Raw genomic sequence first — 16553 nt, forward strand, 5'->3', positions numbered from 1 at the left:
ACCATGGATACCGATCTGCGCGCCCGTTTCATCGAAGGCATGAGCCGCGTGGCCGCCGCCGTCACCGTGGTGACCACGGACGGCGAGGCAGGTCGTTTCGGTGTGATCGTTTCATCGATGACGTCAGTGTCCGCCGATACCAGCCGGCCTTCATTGCTGATCAGCGTCCATCACCTCAGCCCGGCATGCGAGGCGATCAAGAAGAACAGGCGGTTCTGCGCCAATGTGCTCAGCGGCAACCAGAGTTTCGTCTCGGATCTCTTCTCCGGCCGCCTCAAGCATTTGAACCAGGACCGGTTCGACGCGATCGCCTGGCATCCCGGCGTGACTGGCGCGCCGATCATCGATGGCGCCGTCGTTTCCCTCGACTGCGAACTCAAGACGGCGCTGATGTGGGGAACCCATTTCCTCTTTATCGGCGAGGCCGGGACCATCGACCTTTCGGCGCAGCGCTCGCCGCTGGTCTATGGCAATCGCGGCTATCGGCGCGCCATCCCGATCGCGCCGGATGACCATCGGCCGCCACACCCGGAGAACCATCTCAGCATCGGCTTCTTTATCACGCTTGGACCGCAATTCGTGCCGGGTTTCGTCGCCGGCTTCGCCAGCCAGCAGCCGGATGTCGACATCCGCCTTCTGGAAGCCGACCATGACGATCTCATCGAGCAGATGCGCGCCGGCAGGATTGAGGCAGCGATCACTTTCGGGGCGGTGAACGAACCTGACCTCGATGCCGAACTTGTCTGCCCTCCGGCTCCGCATGTGCTGTTGAACGCCACCCACGCGCTGGCCGGCAGATTCAGTCTGCGGCTCAGCGATTTGGCTGATCTGCCCATGATCCTGCTGGATTATCCCTCGGTGCGCTCGGCCACGGACACCCTGTTCAAGCGCGGCGGGCTGCAGCCGCACATCCGCTTCCAGTCGCCTTCCTTCGCCATGGTGCGCGGCCTGGTCGCGCAGGGTCTTGGGTATTCGATCGTCCCGCAGGCGCCGCAGGCCAGGACCGCGCCCGACGGCAAGGAGATCCTCGCCATACCGCTGGACGAGGACTTCCCGGAAGGAGCGGTCGTGGCGATTACGCCACGCGGCAACGGCCGCAGCGAATGGGTCGGGCAGTTTCTGGCCAAATGCCGGGGGTCCTTCGGGCATGCCGCCAACGGAGGGGGATGACGGCCGGACGAAACGGCCGAGCCGTAACAGACACCAACAAACAATGGACCGGTCAATCGGCCATGGGGAACAGAGAGGGAGAACGACAGAAATGAGTACCGCAGGAAGCAATCAACTTCGCAGGAATTCGCTAGGCCTGATCGCCGTGACCTTCATGGTGATCTCGGCGGCGGCTCCGCTGACCGGCGTAGCCGGCGCGATGCCGCTGGCGTTCATGCTTGGCAATGGCGCCGGTATTCCAGCGACCTTCATTTTCGTGACGCTGGTGATGCTCGCCTTTTCGGCCGGTTACGTGGCCATGTCGCGGCATGTCACGAATGCCGGCGCCTTCTACGCCTATGCCGCGCGCGGTCTCGGCGGGCGCTCCGCCGGCGCCGTGGCGGTCGTCGCGCTGGTCGCCTACAACGCCATGCAGTTCGGACTGATCGGTCTGCTGGGTGGCATCGCCTCCGGTGTCTTCAGCGAGCTCGGACTGGTCCTGCCCTGGTGGGGATGGAGCCTGATCGCCGTCGTCCTGGTCGCCATTTTGGGCTACCGTCAGGTTGATCTGTCGGCAAAGGTCCTGGTCGTTGCCGTCGCGCTCGAATATCTGATTGTCCTGATTGTCGACTTTGCAATTCTCGGCAAGGGCGGCGCCAATGGGCTGGCGCTGAATATCTTCGACCCGAATGCGATGTTTTCGGGTTCGCTGACCGCTGCGATCCTGTTTTGCCTGGGCTCCTTCATCGGCTTCGAAGCAACCACGATCTATGCCGAGGAAGCCCGAGACCCGGAAAGCACCATTCCGCGCGCCACTTATCTTTCGGTGCTGATGATCGGCATATTCTTCGTGTTCACCACCTGGCTGATGATCGTTGGCATAGGTGCCGACAAACTGGTCCCGACCATCCAGGGCTATGGCGATCCTTCAGCGCTCTTCTTCGATCTGGCCGGGCGCTATGTCGGCGGGCCGATACCGACGATTGCCGGCATCTTGCTCGTATCGAGCCTCTTTGCCGCGTTGTCGGCCTTCCACAACTACATCGCCCGATACAGCTACGTGGCAGGACGCGAAGGCCTGTTGCCCGCCGCCTTCGGGCGCACCCATGCAGATCACCAGAGCCCCCACATCGGTTCGGTCGTGCAGACGATCGGCGCCCTGATCGTGCTGGCGATCTTTGCCGGCCTCGGGCTCGATCCGGTGCTCAACATGTTCACCTGGATCAGCCAGGTCGGCACGCTCGGCGTGCTCGGCATGATGACCGTCACCTGGCTTTCGGTGATCGTCTTCTTCCGCAACAAGCAGGCTGGCGCGCCGGCGCTGTCGACTGTGGTCCTGCCTGCCTTGTCGGGGCTGATCATGGCGGCCCTGTTCGTCTACATCTTCCTGCATTTTGGCGACCTCACCGGCACCACCGGCGGCGCGCTCGGGCTCATCCTGCCGGCATTGATCCCGGCCGCCGCCGTGGTCGGATATGGGCTGTCGCTGCGACTGGAGAGGGCAGATCCGGCCCGCTTCGCCCGCATGGGTGAAAATCAGGCCTGATATTGCCTATGCGGAAGCGTGCGTGGTCGCGCTTCCGCCAGCAAACGGAAGTGATATCAGCGCCAAACATTTTAAGCTTTAAACAACTGGACTCCTGTGCCACCGTCGGCTGGTCGTTTCCATTGCACATTTCACGACGGGTGGAGGTTTGCGAATGCTTGGTCGGTCTGCACATGTCGATACGTTCGCGCGTGACAATCTTCCGCCCGGCGATCAATGGCCGGACCTTCCGCTCGATGGGTTCGACTATCCGGAGCATCTGAATGCCGCGGTCGAGCTTACCGATCGGCAGGTCGAGCGCGGCTTCGGTGATCATGTCGCGCTGATCGGCAACGGTCGCCGCAGGACCTACAAGGAACTGTCCGACTGGACCAACCGCCTGGCGCACGCGCTCGTAGAGAACTACGGCCTGCGGCCGGGCAACCGCGTACTGATCCGCTCAGCCAACAACCCGGCAATGGTGGCGTGCTGGCTGGCCGCCACCAAGGCAGGCGCGGTCGTGGTCAACACCATGCCGATGCTGCGATCAGGCGAACTGTCACAGATCGTGGACAAGGCCGAGATCACGCTTGCGTTATGCGATACGCGGCTGATGGACGAGATGGTGGCTTGCGCCAAGGACAGCCGCTTCCTCAAGCAGGTCGTCGGCTTCGATGGCACGGCCAATCACGACGCAGAACTCGACCGCGCGGCGCTCGACAAGCCGGTCGTCTTCGATGCGGTGGAGACCGGCCGCGACGACGTGGCCCTGCTTGGGTTCACCTCGGGCACCACCGGCTCGCCGAAGGCGACGATGCATTTTCATCGGGACCTGCTGATCATCGCCGACGGTTATGCGCGCGACGTGCTGCAGGTCACGACCGAGGACATTTTCGTCGGCTCGCCGCCGATCGCCTTCACCTTCGGCCTTGGCGGACTTGCCATTTTCCCGCTCCGCTTCGGCGCCACGGCGACGCTGCTGGAGCACGCCTCTCCGGCCAACATGATCGAGATCATCGAGAAATATGGCGCGACCATCGTATTCACGGCTCCGACGGCCTACAGGGCGATGATCGCCGCGCTCGATGAAGGGGCCAATCTTTCGTCGCTGCGGATCGCGGTCTCTGCCGGTGAAACCCTTCCCGCGCCGGTGTTCGAGGCCTGGGTGCAACGGACCGGTAAGCCGATTGTGGACGGCATCGGCGCAACCGAGATGCTGCATATCTTCATTTCCAACCGGCTGGACGATCTCGCGCCGGGCAGGACCGGGCATCCGGTTGCCGGCTACGAGGCCCGGATCGTCGATGCCGATATGAACGAGTTGCCGCGTGGCGAGGTCGGCCGGCTTGCCGTCCGTGGCCCGACGGGATGCCGGTACCTGAATGATCCCCGGCAGAAGGACTATGTGCGCGACGGCTGGAACCTGACCGGAGATTCATTCATCCAGGACGAAGACGGCTATTTCCATTTCGCCGCCCGATCGGACGACATGATAGTCTCCGCTGGCTACAACATCGCGGGTCCCGAAGTTGAGGCGGCGTTGCTTTGTCACCCCGATGTCAGGGAATGCGCGGTCATCGGCATACCGGACGTGGATCGGGGGCAGATCGTCGAGGCACATGTCGTCCTGAGCGATGGGATCGAGCCTGGCGAACTGGAACGAAAGCTCCTGCAGGACCATGTCAAAGCCACCATCGCCCCTTATAAATATCCGCGATCGATCAAGTTCACCGACGCGCTTCCCAAGACCCAGACCGGTAAGATCCAGCGGTTCAGGTTGAAGGTAAAACAATAGTCGGCAAGGATGATGCATGCGATGCGGTGTTCGTAGAGGCTTTGCCGATTTGCGCGCCTTGGTACGCCAAAGCCCCCTGCGACAAGGTCACGGGACCAAAACGCCAATCACAGCGGCACAGTCCCCCGCTTTGACCAAGCCCGGAAAGTGACGTGCGGCCAGCAGGCCCGACAGTCTCGCCTTGATTTCCCGGGGCGCGTTGCCGGTGCGGCCGGTTGAATGAACGCGCGCCACGACCTGACCCTCTTCAACCGTCTCCCCGAGATCGACCATGGTCTCGATCATGCCGTCGTCTTCGGCAAAGGCAAAGCAATCGCCGGACGGCATATCGAGCCATTGTGTTTGAGTCTTCTCGACCGCACCATCGACGATACCGGCATGGCGAAGCACATTGACCACACCCCGACGCGCGATGCGCACGGTTTCGGCGCGAGACGTGCCGCCGCCGCCGAGCTCGGTGGTGACGAACACCTTGCCCATCGCCTCGGCGGCCGTATCGTACATGCCGACCGCATCGATCTCCGTCATGCGCATCGAGAAGGGCGCGGAAAAGGCCTCGACGGCCGCGAAAGCCTTCTCCTCCTGCGCCTTGTCGGGAAGCGTGTGGGCGGCGCAGAACGGCACGAAGTCGAGCGTCTTGCCGCCCGAGTGGAAATCGAAGACGATGTCCGCGCGGGGAAGCAGATCGCGTTGAAAATAGTCGGCGATCTTCTCCGTCACCGTGCCATCGGGCCGGCCAGGGAAGCTACGGTTCATGTTGCCCTTGTCGATCGGCGAAGTCCGCGTGCCGGCGCGGAAGGCCGGATAGTTCATTGCCGGCACGATGATCACGGTACCGGCGACGTCCTTCGGATCGAGCGTGCGGGCAAGATCGTAGAGCGCCAGCGGCCCCTCATACTCGTCGCCGTGATTGCCGCCGGTGAGAAGCGCCGTCGGTCCCTTGCCGTTGCGGATGACACAGACCGGGATCATCACCGAGCCCCAGGCGGAATCGTCGCGGCTGTAGGGCAGGCGCAGGAAGCCGTGCTGGACGCCGTCCTTGTCGAAATCGACGGTCGGGGCGATCGGTGAGGGACGCAAGGCCGGCATCGGGATCAATCCTTCGCGACCAGCTTGCGCGGCACATTGGCCAGGCACTCGACGCCGGTCTCGGTGATCAGGATGGATTCGGTGATCTCTAGCCCCATCGTCTCCAGCCATAGGCCGGTCATGAAATGGAAGGTCATGCCGGGCTGGAGCTCGGTGCGGTCGCCGGGGCGCAGGCTCATGGTGCGCTCGCCCCAGTCCGGCGGATAGGAGATGCCGATCGGGTAGCCGGTTCGGTTGTCCTTGACGATGCCGTACTTCTTCAAGACGGCGAAAAAGGCATTGGCGATGTCTTCGCAGGTGTTGCCCGGCTTTGCGGCGGCAAGGCCTGCCTCCATGCCTTCCAGCGTCGCCTTCTCGGCATCGAGGAAGGCCTGCGTCGGCTTGCCGAGGAAGACGGTGCGCGACAGCGGACAATGGTAGCGGTTGTAGCAGCCGGCGATCTCGAAGAAGGTGCCCTCGCTGGCCTTCATCGGCCGGTCGTCCCAGGTCAGATGCGGCGCCGAGGCGTCGGCGCCCGACGGCAGCAGCGGCACGATCGCCGGATAGTCGCCGCCGATCCCATCGACGCCGCGGGTGCCGGCATCGTAGATCTCGGCGACCAGATCGCATTTGCGCATGCCGACCTCTATTCTGTCGACGATGCGCTGGTGCATGGCCTCGACGATGCGGGCGGCCCTGCGCATGTAGTCGATCTCGGTCGGGCTCTTTACCGCGCGCTGCCAGTTGACCAGCGCTGTCGCATCGACGAAGCGGGCGTTGGGCAGATGCTTCTGCAGGGCGGCGAAGGCGGCGGCCGAGAACCAGTAATTGTCCATCTCGACGCCGATGGTCAGCTTGCCCCAGCCGCGATCGGAAAGCACGCTGGACAAGAAGTCCATCGGGTGGCGCTCGGTCGACTGCACATAGTGGTCGGCGTAGCCGATGATGTTGTCGTGAGCGAGGTAGGCGGTACGCTTGGCGCCATTGGCGTCCTGGCCGCGGCCATACCAGACCGGCTCGCCCGAAGGCGGCACGATGACCGCCTGGTGGACATAGAACGACCAGCCGTCGTAACCCGTCAGCCAGGCCATGTTGGAGGGATCGCTGACGATCAGCAGATCGACCCCCTTGGCCGCCATGGCTTGCCTTGTCTTGGCGAGGCGATCCGCATATTCGCCGCGCGTGAATTTAAGGTTCGGCTGCATTGTTCTTGATCCTCGTTTGTTGGGCCTGGCGGCCGGTATCAGCTTTCGAAAATGGTGCCGGCATTGGCCGCTTGGGCGCGGTCACGGGCCAAGGTGGCGATCGCCGTGTCCTGCACGCCGGTGCCGGTGAGGTCGGCGATGGTGATGTCGCTGTCCGAGCGCCGGCCGTGCTTGTCGCCGGCGATGATCTGGCCGAGTTCGGTCACATCGGCGTCGGCCGTCATCACCCCTGTCGCGATGGCATGATGCAGTTCGCCGAGCCGTTTGGTTTGCCTGGCGCTGTCGGCAACATAGAGATCGGCCATGCGCAGGATCGCCGGCGCGATCTCGTTCTTGTGCTCGGCATCCGAGCCCATGGCGGTGATGTGCTGGCCGGCCACGACGAAGCCGGCCTTGATCAGCGGCTCGGTCGATGGCGTCGTTGTGACGATGATGTCGGCGCCGGCTGCCGCCTTCGCCGCGTCCGGTTCGGCGCGCACCAGGATGCCGAGCTTCTCGCGCAGGCTGGCGGCGGCCACCTCGGCCTTGGCGGCATCGCGCGCCCAGATGCGGGCCTCCTCGATTGGCCGCACCAGGCGCAGCGCCTCGAGCTGCAGCCCGGCCTGCAAACCAGCGCCGAAGATCGCCGCCACGGTAGAGTCTTCGCGCGATAGATGCTTGGCCGCGACCGCGCCTGCGGCGGCGGTGCGGATGTCCGTCAGATAGCCATTGTCGAGCAGCAGCGCCTCGACCACTCCGGTTTTCGCCGAGAGCAACACCATCATGCCGCCGCCGCTCGGCAGGCCGAGCTTCGGATTGTCGAAGAAGCCGGAGCTGATCTTGACGGCGAAGCCGTCGATGCCGGGCACATAGGCGGACTTAACGTCGACCTCGCCGTGATGTTCGGGAATGTCGAGACGCAGGATCGGCGGCATCGCCACCGGCAGGGTGGCAAGCGCGCGGAAGGCGTTCTCGACGCAGGCGGCGGTATCGAGATCCAGGGTCACAATGTTGCGCAGTTCGGCCTCGGTGAGGATCATCATCCGGCTCATGCGGCACGCTCCACGGTTGATGGCGCCTCGCCGCAGACGATCTTCCTGTGCAGCGCCATGTCGATGTTGCGGCCGGAAAGGATGAGCACGGCAGGCCCGGCCGTCTTGACCTTGCCGGCAAGCAGCGCTGCGATGCCGACGGCACCGGCGCCTTCGACGATTTCGCGCTCCTGCTCATAGGCATGACGGATGCCGGTGGCGATCTCGTCCTCGGAGAGCAGGATAACATCGTCGAGCAGGTTGCGGCACATTCCAAAGGTCAGCCGGTTGTCGAGCCCGATGCCGCCGCCGAGCGAATCCGCCAGCGTCGGCAGTTCCTCGACCTCGACGGGACGGCCGGCGTCGAGGCTCGCCTTCATCGCCGCGCCCCGCGCCATCGACACCCCGATGACCTTGGAGCCGGGGCTGACCCCCTTGACGGCGGCGGCGACGCCCGAAGCCAGCCCGCCGCCAGACAGCGGCACCAGCACGCTTGCGGCGTCCGGAACCTGCTCGATGATCTCCAGACCGAGCGTGCCCTGGCCGGCGATGATGTCGGCGTGGTCGAAGGGCGGCAGCATGACCAGGCCTTGTTCGGCGACCAGCCTGTCGACCTCGGTTTGCGCATCGTCCTGGCTGTTGCCGACGATGCGTATCTCGGCGCCGAGGCGGCGGATCGCGTCGAGCTTGTTCTCGGGCACCAGCCGCGACATGCAGATCACCGCGCGGATGGCTTCGAGCCTCGCCGCATGCGCGAGCGCCCGGCCATGATTGCCGGTTGAGGCGGCGACCACACCGCGCGTCTTATCCTCAGGGCTTAGTGAAGCGATCGCGTTCGAGGCGCCGCGCAATTTGAAGGCGCCAGTGGTCTGATGGTGCTCGAGCTTGAGGTGGATGGGTTGGCCGACGCGATCCGTAAGGCTTTGCGACTGCACGGTTGGCGTGCGCTCGACCTTGCCGGCGATTCGCTCTCGGGCGGCGCGGATGTCGGCGAGGGTGGTGGCGCTCGTCATCGGGCGACCCCTTCTGGCCTGCCGGCCATCTCCCCCTCAAGGGGGGAGATAAGCAGCTTTGGCGCTGGCGCTCTTCCTGTGACTTCAGCGATTGGCGAAAGCCGGGCCGCAGTTGATCTCCCCCCTTGAGGGGGAGATGGCCGGCAGGCCAGAGGGGGTCGCTCGTGAATGCGGGACATCATCTTACTGCACCAGCGACTTCGTCATCAGCCGGCCGAACTGAGGCCGCGCCGTGGCGTCGCCGCACAGTCTGAGGCAATTCCAGGCGCTGGCCTGGTTGCTGGTGACGACCGGGCGGCCGATCGCCCGTTCCATGCCGGCGACCGCGAGCGCCGAGCGCAGCGCAGTGCAGGACACGAACAGCGCGTCAGCCTCGGCATCGGTTGCCTTGCCGGCCAGTTCGACAAGCGCGGCCGGCGGGATGCGCGCCATCTCGCGGTCGTCCTCGAAGCCGAGGCAGGTGAAGCTCACGATCTCGAAGCCGCGCCCGGCGAAATAGGCCGCCATCGGCCGGCTGGTCTCGACCGTGTAGGGGGTGAGCATGCTGATCCGTTTCGCGCCCAGCGCCTTCAGCCCGCGCACACCGGCCATCGGCGGCGTCACCACGGCAACGCCGGGCCTGGCGGCCCGGATCGCCGCCTCGATCTCGGCGTCGCCGATCACCACCGAGGCCGAGGTGCAGGAATAGCAGACGGCGTCGAGCGGCTCGTCCGGCAGGATGAGCGCGGCGGCGGCCTCCAGCTCCGGCTGCATCCTGCGCAGGTTCTCCGGCGTGGTCGGGTTCTTGTAGGGGATGCGGGCGACGTAGACGCCGATCCGCTCGCTCGCCACCATGCGATGGAAATCCGGCTCGCTGGTGTGGTCGGTGGCAAGGATGATCAGGCCGACGCGCTTTGCCAGCGGGCGCGCATCGAGGGCCGGCCTTGTCGGCAACAGCCTGATTTCGGGCAGCGGTTTCATCAAGACTACCTTTCGATCTTGCCGTAGCGATGTTCCAGCCAGCGCAGCAGCACGACCGAGAAAAGGCTGATGATCAGGAAGAAGGCGCCAACCAGCGTCATTGGCTCGACGTAGCGGTAATAGGTGTTGGCGACGCTCTTGGCCTGGTTCATCAGCTCCAGCACGGTGATCGCCGAGAGCAGCGGCGTCTCCTTGAACATGGCGATGAAGTAATTGGCCAAGGCCGGGATCATCGGCGGGATGGCCTGCGGCAGGATGATGTGCGTCCAGGTCTGGCCGGCGCCGAGATTGCAGGCCTTGGCCGCTTCCCACTGGCCGCGCGGGACGTTGTCGATGCCGGCGCGGTAGACCTCCGCCGTATAGGTGCCGTAGTGCAGGCCGAGCCCGATGACGCCGGCCACCAGCGGCGGCAGCAGGATGCCGAAGTCGGGAAGCACGTAGAAGATGAAATAGAGCTGCACCAGCAGCGGTGTGCCGCGGATGAATTCGGCGAGGAAGCCGACGGTGCGCGACACGGCCCGGTTCGGCGAGCGCCGCGCCAGCGCGATGGCCAGTCCGACCATCGCCGCCAGCACCGAGCCGAGCAGCGTCGCCAGGATGGTAATCTTCACCCCCTGGATCAGAGTCGGCAGGATCTCCCTGACGAAGTTCCAGTCCCAATCCATCAGACGCGCACTCCGTCGATGCCGCGCGCCATGCGGCGTTCCAGCGAGCGCACGCCCCAGGAGATGGCGAGCGCCAGCACGAAATAGATGATCAAGATGGTGGTGAACGGCATCAGCGTGTTGCCGGTCTGCGAGCGCACCACCTGCGCCTGGAAGGTGAGGTCGGCGAGCGAGATAAGCGAGACGACGGAGGTCGCCTTGAGCAGTTCGATGGCGTTGTTGCCGAAGGTCGGGAGCATGACCAGCAGCGCCTGCGGCAGGATGACATGGCGCATGCCTTGCCAGCGGCCGAGGTTGAGCGCGGTGCAGGCTTCGTACTGCTCGCGGCCGACCGACTGGATGGCGCCGCGCACCACTTCCGCCGCATAGGCGCCGACATTCAGGCCCAGCGCCAGCACGCCGGCCTGCAAAGGCGTCAGAGAAATGCCGGCAAGGGGCAGGACGAAATAGGCCCAGAACAGCTGCACGAAGATCGAGGTGCCGCGGAAGAACTCGATATAGGCGGTGGCCAGCGCGCGCAGCACGAAGAAGCGCGACAGCCGCCCCATGCCGGCCAGGAAGGCCATGATCAGCGCAAGCACCGACCCCATCAGCGTCAGCTCGATGGTGACAAGCGCTCCCTGCAATATCAGGCCGAGATAGCCGGACCACTGGGTCATTTTGCGTTTAGGACTTCCTGTCGTTTGCGGTTATGCGGGGCAGCCGCGACAGCCCCTTCTCCCCGTTCACGGGGAGAAGATGCCGGCAGGCAGATGAGGGGCAGAGCCGCCTTCTGATACCTTGGCGCTGCCCCTCATCCGTCACTTCATGACACCTTCTCCCCGTGAACGAGAGAAGGAAGAAAGCGCCCTACTTCGCCGCGCAGAGCTTTTCGCGCGTCGTCGACATCGCGGCGGCGGCCGAGAAGCCGTAGGGCTCAATGATCTTGGCGAACTCGCCGGACTTCTTCAGCTTGGCGAGTTCGACATCGTAGGCATCGCGCAGCGCCTCGTCGCCTTTCTTGAAGGCTGCGCCGTCGCAATAGACCGGCGCGCCCAGCACCGGAGCGATGACTTCGAGGTTCGGATCATTGGCCTTCTTGACCAGGTCATTGATCGACAGCACGGGCAGCGAATAGGCGTCGATGCGGCCGTCCTGCAGCATCTTCAGGCCGCTCTGGCCGTCCGGCACGACGATGACGCGCTCGCGCGGCACACCGGCATTGAGCGCCAGCTTTTCCTCGGTGCCGCCGCCCGGGGCGCCGATGGTGGCGGACGAGTCCTTGGCGACGTCCTCATAGCTCTTGAAGCCCTTCGGATTGCCCTTCTTCACCAGCATTGCCTCGGCGTCGCACAGCACCGGCTCGGAATAGGCGACCGCCGCGCAACGCTCCGGCTTCATGAACAGGCCGGCGGTGACGACGTCGAAACGGCCAGCCTGCAAACCCGGGATCATGGCGCCATATTCGGAGATCGAGGCGACGATGTCGTTGACGCCGAGGCGCTTGAATATCTCGCGCGCCACATCCGGCGCGGCGCCCGAGACCTTGCCGTCGGCGGCGACAGCCGTGTAGGGCGGCTCGTTGGCGATGGCGACGCGGGCGAAGCCCTGCCCCTTCAATTGCTCGAGCTTGGCGTCGTCGGCCGAACGCGCGCCGGAGGCCAGCAGCATCGTTGTCGCCGCGAGGCCGGCGACGCCGGCCAGAATGGCAAGTTTCTTCATCGTTCCCAACTCCTTGTTGTTGTCTTGGTTGTTCGGTTTAGGCGCTCAGGTTCCGCGGACGGCTTCTTCGCCTTGGGGACGGCTTTTTCCCCGTTGGTCAGACGCGATGTCCGGCCGCGATGATCTTCTTCAGGAAGCCCTGCGTGCGCTCCTGTTTCGGGTGGCGGAAAATCTCATCGGGCTTGCCTTCCTCGACGATGCGGCCGCGGTCGAAGAACAGCACCCGGTCGGCGAAGTCGTGGGCAAAGCCCATTTCGTGGGTGACGAGCAGCATCGTCATGTCGGTCTCGGCGGCGAGCTTGCGCATGACGTTGAGCACCTCCTCGACCAGTTCCGGATCGAGCGCCGAGGTGACCTCGTCGAACAGCATGATCTTCGGCGACAAAGCCAGCGCGCGGGCGATCGCCACGCGCTGCTTCTGGCCGCCTGAAAGCTGCGCCGGCATGCTCTTGGCCTTGTCGGCCATGCCGACCATGTCGAGCAGTTCCATCGCCCGCTTCTCGGCGGCGGCGCGAGCGACGCCCTTGGTCAGCATCGGCGCCAGGGTGACGTTGTCCATGACGCATTTGTGCGGAAACAGATTGAACAACTGGAAGACCATGCCGATCTTCTGGCGCATTTTTGCGAGGTGCCGCTCATCTGCCGGCAGTAGCTGGCCGTTGCGCTCCATGTGGTAGAGCTGCTCGCCGTCGATCTGGATGTGGCCGCCATCGATCTTCTCCAGCGTCATCAGGATGCGCAGGATCGTCGTCTTGCCGGAGCCGGACGGACCGATCAGCGCCAGCTTCTCACCCGGCATGACCTGCATCGACAGGCCGTCCAGCACCTTGAAGGCACCGAAGCTTTTCGAAATGGCGTCAACCTTGATGATGGGTGCGGGCAATCAATTTCCCCGTTCTGGAGAAGCCTATGCCCTTAACGATGCGGAACGCGCCAAATCATGTCAATTAGGAAAATAATATCATGACAATATTTCCGGCACGGCACAAAATCAGGGCAATTCGCGCATCAGATGGCGAGCAGCAGATGCTCCGCATCGCCAAGCAGGAGCTTGGCGACAACGCTCAGGCCCGCGCGCAGTTCCCCTTCGGTTGTAGAGCCGAGAGAAATGCGCACGGCCGGATGCCAGGGTGACTCGGCGATGCGGAAGGAGGTGCCGGGTGCGATCGCCACGCCGCGCAGGCGGGCCTGCGAGACAAAGCTCTCCTCGGCGCGGTCGCCGGGAAGCTCGAGCCACAGATGCAGCCCGTCGCGCTGGACGCGGTAGTCGATGCCGGCCAGCACTTGCGAAGCGATGTCCTGGCGCCGCCTGAGCGCCGAGCGCTGCCAGCGGACGAGCTCCATCGCCGTCCCGTCGGTGACCCAGCGCGTGGCGATCTCGGCCACCATCGGCGTCGCCATCCAGTTCGAGACGAGGTGGCGATTGGCCACCGCCGCGACATAGCGGTCTGGCGCGGCCAGGTAACCGATCCGCAGCCCGGGCACGGTGATCTTGGTGAAGGAGGTGACATAGAGCGTGCGCTCGGGCGCAAAGGCGGCTACCGGCGGCGGCCGGTCCTCGACCAGCGGCCCCAGCACGTCGTTCTCGATGATGGCGATGTCGTGCTTGCGCGCCACGGCCGCAATCTCCTCGCGCCGCCTGGCGTCCATCAGCGTCGCCGTCGGGTTGATGACCGAGGGCTGCACGAAGACGGCGCGGATGTCGGAAAGGCGGCAGGCCTCGTCGAGCGCTTCCGGGATGAGGCCGTTGCCGTCGATCGGCAGGCCTTCGAGGTTGAAGCCGAGATAGCGCGCGAGCGGCACCAGCGTATGGTGGCCAATGGCCTCGGTGGCGACCGTCGAGCCGGGCGGCGCCACGCTCATCAGCGCCACTGTCATGCCGGCGGTGGCGCCGTTGGTCAGGCTGACGTTCTGCGGCGAGGCGTCGAGGCCGCAGAGGCGCAGCCACTCGACCGCCACGGCGCGGTGGCGCGGAAAGACCATGTTCGGGCGGAAGGACAGCGCCGAGCTCGCCGGCAGGTTTTCGGCGAGCCAGCCCAGCGCCTGCTTCAGCCGCTCCAGGTGCATCGGCTCGCAGACCGGCTTGAGGATCGAGAGGTCGATGACCTCGCCCAGTCGCTCGGGAATGTAGGGCGGCTCCTCCTCGCGGCGTTGCGTCTGGACGAAGCTGCCGCGGCCGATCTCGCCGGAGATAAGGCCGCGCCGAATCAGCTCCTCATAGGCGCGGCTCACCGTTTGCACTGACAAATTCAGGTCTTCGGCCAGCCGGCGATGCGTCGGCAGACGGGCGCCATTGGCGAGGCGCCCGTCATGGATGGCGCGGGCAAACTGGTCGGCGAGCGACTGATAGGCCGGGCGGCGGATGAGGGCGGGATCTGGCTGCCACAATGTCATGACTTATTAGAGATCGAAATCAGTGCAATTGACAATCGAAATCATGCGCCGCCATGGTGGCGGGCAGCAAAAGGTGGACGCCGATGGCCGCAGCGAAACTCGATCCGATCGACCTCAAAATCCTCGACGCCATCCAGCGCGACGGGCGCATCACCAAGCTGGCCCTGGCCGACAAGGTCGGCCTGTCGCCGACGCCCTGCTGGATGCGGCTGCGCAAGCTGGAAAAGGCCGGCATCGTGGCCGGCTACCATGCCTCGATCGCCATGCGCACGATCGCGCCGGTGGCGACCGTGCTGATGGAGGTGACGCTAGCCAGCCACCGCCAGGCCGATTTTGACCGCTTCGAGCGCGTCATCCGCGACATCCCCGAGATCGTTGCCTGCTGGTCGGTCGGCGGCGGCGTTGACTACGTGCTGAAGGTGATGGCGCGCGACATCGATGCCTATCAGCGACTGGTCGACGCCCTGCTTGAGCGCGAGATCGGAATCGACCGCTACTTCACCTACATCGTCACCAAGACAGTGAAGGAGGGGACCGTGCTGCCGGTGGCGGATTTGTTGCCGGGGCAAGGGTGAGGGCTCAGCAAGGCCCCCTCATCCGCCGCTTCGCGGCCACCTTCTCCCCGAGGGGAGAGGTCGGATTGCCCCGATTGCCCTCGCAATTCGGTTGGCAATCCGGGTGAGGGCCTCTGTCTCAGTTGCGGTGGCTAGAGAGATCGCCCTGCTCTCCCGGCGAATAGAGACAATCTCTCTACCTGCGGCTGCCGAAACAGCCTCTCTGTCTCGGCCACGGGGCTAGTTTCTCCACATCGCCTTGGCACCCGGAGACCTGATCGATGTCCGCGCATCTTGCTTGCACGAACCGCCATGAAGCGCTCGACCGGCTTGCCGACCGTCGGCTGCTGCGTGCGCTCGCCTATGTCGACGGCCATTGGACGGCGAGCGAGGCGGCGGAAAGTTTCGAGGTGACCGATCCCGCGACCGGCGCCACCATCGCCTTCATTGCCGCGCTAGATTCCGGGCAGACGACAGAGGCGATCGATGCCGCGTCCCGCGCCTTTCCCGCCTGGCGGGCATTGCTACCGCAGGAGCGCTCGAAGATTTTGCGAAAATGGTTCGAGCTGATCATTGCCGCCAAAGAGGATCTGGCGCTGCTTATGACGCTCGAACAAGGCAAGCCGCTGAAGGAGTCGCTCGGCGAGATCGACTATGCCGCCTCCTTCGTCGAGTGGTACGCCGAGGAAGCTAAACGCCTCAACGCCGAAAACGTCACCAGCCATCTGCCGGGCGCCGAGATGATGGTCCGGCGCGAGCCGCTCGGCGTCGTCGGCGTCGTCACACCGTGGAATTTTCCATCGGCTATGCTCACCCGCAAGGCGGCCGCCGCCCTTGCCGCCGGCTGCACCATCGTCGCGCACCCCTCCTCAGAAACGCCGCTGTCGGCGCTGGCGCTGGCCGAACTCGGCGAGCGCGCCGGTCTTCCCGCCGGTGTCTTCAACGTCGTCACCGGCAATGCCCGCGCAATCGTCGGGCGGATGTGCGAAGATGTCCGCGTGCGCGCCATGAGCTTCACCGGCTCGACCGAAATCGGCCGGCTGATCGCCGCGCAAAGTGCGCCGACCATGAAGCGACTGATCATGGAGCTCGGCGGCCATGCACCGCTGATCGTGTTCGACGACGCCGATATCGACAAAGCGGTTGCGATCGCGCTCGACGCCAAATTCGCCACCTCCGGCCAGGATTGCCTGGCCGCCAACCGGATCTATGTGCAGCGGCCGCTCTATGACCGCTTCTGCGCCGCGTTCGCCCACCGCATCGAGCGGCTCCGCACCGGCAATGGGCTTTCTGGCGACGCCGATATCGGTCCGCTGATGCATGAGCGCGCCGTCAAGAAGGTGGAGGAGCAGGTGGCCGATGCACTCGCGCGCGGGGCGCGGTGTCTCGCCGGCGGCAAGCGCCACGCCGCCGGCCCGCTGTTCTACCAGCCGACGCTGCTTGTCGACGTGCCGGACGAAGCCCTGATCATGCGCGACGAAACCTTCGGCCCGGTCGCCGCGGTGACGCCCTTC

15 protein-coding genes are annotated in these 16553 nt (G+C 64.9%); 5 read left to right on the forward strand and 10 right to left on the reverse strand.

What is annotated here, in order from left to right; translation table 11 throughout:
• The 3 genes from EN781_RS06800 to EN781_RS06810 form a co-directional block, all read left to right on the forward strand.
• Window positions 1-1170, forward strand: a 1170-nt coding sequence (locus EN781_RS06800) for a LysR substrate-binding domain-containing protein (protein ID WP_127399871.1), incomplete at its 5' end; no start/stop codon positions are given.
• Between the two features lie 91 nt (window positions 1171-1261).
• The gene (locus tag EN781_RS06805; RefSeq protein ID WP_127399872.1) at window positions 1262-2695 is read left to right on the forward strand and encodes an APC family permease; all 1434 of its coding nucleotides are present in this window, start codon (window positions 1262-1264) and stop codon (window positions 2693-2695) included.
• 154 nt (window positions 2696-2849) lie between these two features.
• On the forward strand, window positions 2850-4469 hold the full coding sequence (locus EN781_RS06810) for an AMP-binding protein (RefSeq protein ID WP_126056188.1): 1620 nt from the start codon (window positions 2850-2852) through the stop codon (window positions 4467-4469).
• 87 nt (window positions 4470-4556) lie between these two features.
• On the opposite strand, the gene doeB is transcribed toward EN781_RS06810, so the two are convergent.
• The 10 genes from doeB to EN781_RS06865 form a co-directional block, all read right to left on the reverse strand.
• Window positions 4557-5558 (reverse strand): N(2)-acetyl-L-2,4-diaminobutanoate deacetylase DoeB, encoded by a 1002-nt coding sequence (gene doeB / locus EN781_RS06815; RefSeq protein ID WP_126056189.1) that lies wholly within the window; start codon window positions 5556-5558, stop codon window positions 4557-4559.
• Window positions 5559-5563: 5 nt separating this feature from the next.
• Window positions 5564-6742 (reverse strand): ectoine hydrolase DoeA, encoded by a 1179-nt coding sequence (doeA, locus tag EN781_RS06820; RefSeq protein WP_126056190.1) that lies wholly within the window; start codon window positions 6740-6742, stop codon window positions 5564-5566.
• Window positions 6743-6780: 38 nt separating this feature from the next.
• On the reverse strand, window positions 6781-7773 hold the full coding sequence (locus EN781_RS06825; RefSeq protein WP_126056191.1) for a cyclodeaminase: 993 nt from the start codon (window positions 7771-7773) through the stop codon (window positions 6781-6783).
• Entirely contained in the window at window positions 7770-8765 is a 996-nt protein-coding gene (eutB, locus tag EN781_RS06830; RefSeq protein WP_126056192.1) for a hydroxyectoine utilization dehydratase EutB, read from the reverse strand. The genes EN781_RS06825 and eutB overlap by 4 nt, the downstream gene beginning before the upstream one ends.
• 183 nt (window positions 8766-8948) lie before the next feature.
• The gene (eutA, locus tag EN781_RS06840; RefSeq protein ID WP_126056193.1) at window positions 8949-9725 is read right to left on the reverse strand and encodes an ectoine utilization protein EutA; all 777 of its coding nucleotides are present in this window, start codon (window positions 9723-9725) and stop codon (window positions 8949-8951) included.
• Between the two features lie 5 nt (window positions 9726-9730).
• The gene (gene ehuD / locus EN781_RS06845; RefSeq protein WP_126056194.1) at window positions 9731-10390 is read right to left on the reverse strand and encodes an ectoine/hydroxyectoine ABC transporter permease subunit EhuD; all 660 of its coding nucleotides are present in this window, start codon (window positions 10388-10390) and stop codon (window positions 9731-9733) included.
• Window positions 10390-11049 carry an ectoine/hydroxyectoine ABC transporter permease subunit EhuC gene (gene ehuC / locus EN781_RS06850; RefSeq protein WP_126056195.1) on the reverse strand — a complete coding sequence of 220 codons (660 nt, stop codon included), beginning with the start codon at window positions 11047-11049 and terminating at the stop codon, window positions 10390-10392. The genes ehuD and ehuC overlap by 1 nt, the downstream gene beginning before the upstream one ends.
• A 190-nt stretch (window positions 11050-11239) precedes the next feature.
• A complete protein-coding gene (gene ehuB, locus EN781_RS06855; protein WP_126056196.1) occupies window positions 11240-12091 on the reverse strand; it encodes an ectoine/hydroxyectoine ABC transporter substrate-binding protein EhuB in 852 nt (283 codons plus the stop codon).
• 97 nt (window positions 12092-12188) lie between these two features.
• Window positions 12189-12974, reverse strand: a complete 786-nt coding sequence (ehuA, locus tag EN781_RS06860; RefSeq protein ID WP_126056197.1) for an ectoine/hydroxyectoine ABC transporter ATP-binding protein EhuA — start codon at window positions 12972-12974, stop codon at window positions 12189-12191.
• Between the two features lie 125 nt (window positions 12975-13099).
• Window positions 13100-14485, reverse strand: a complete 1386-nt coding sequence (locus EN781_RS06865) for a PLP-dependent aminotransferase family protein (protein WP_126056198.1) — start codon at window positions 14483-14485, stop codon at window positions 13100-13102.
• Window positions 14486-14568: 83 nt separating this feature from the next.
• Here EN781_RS06865 and EN781_RS06870 point away from each other — a divergent pair, with 83 nt between their 5' ends.
• Window positions 14569-15060, forward strand: a complete 492-nt coding sequence (locus EN781_RS06870; RefSeq protein WP_126056199.1) for an Lrp/AsnC family transcriptional regulator — start codon at window positions 14569-14571, stop codon at window positions 15058-15060.
• Between the two features lie 260 nt (window positions 15061-15320).
• Window positions 15321-16553: NAD-dependent succinate-semialdehyde dehydrogenase (locus EN781_RS06875; RefSeq protein ID WP_145965455.1), on the forward strand; the 1233-nt coding region annotated here is incomplete at its 3' end.

Source organism: Mesorhizobium sp. M4A.F.Ca.ET.090.04.2.1 (genome assembly GCF_003999085.1).
Classification (GTDB): Bacteria; Pseudomonadota; Alphaproteobacteria; order Rhizobiales; family Rhizobiaceae; genus Mesorhizobium.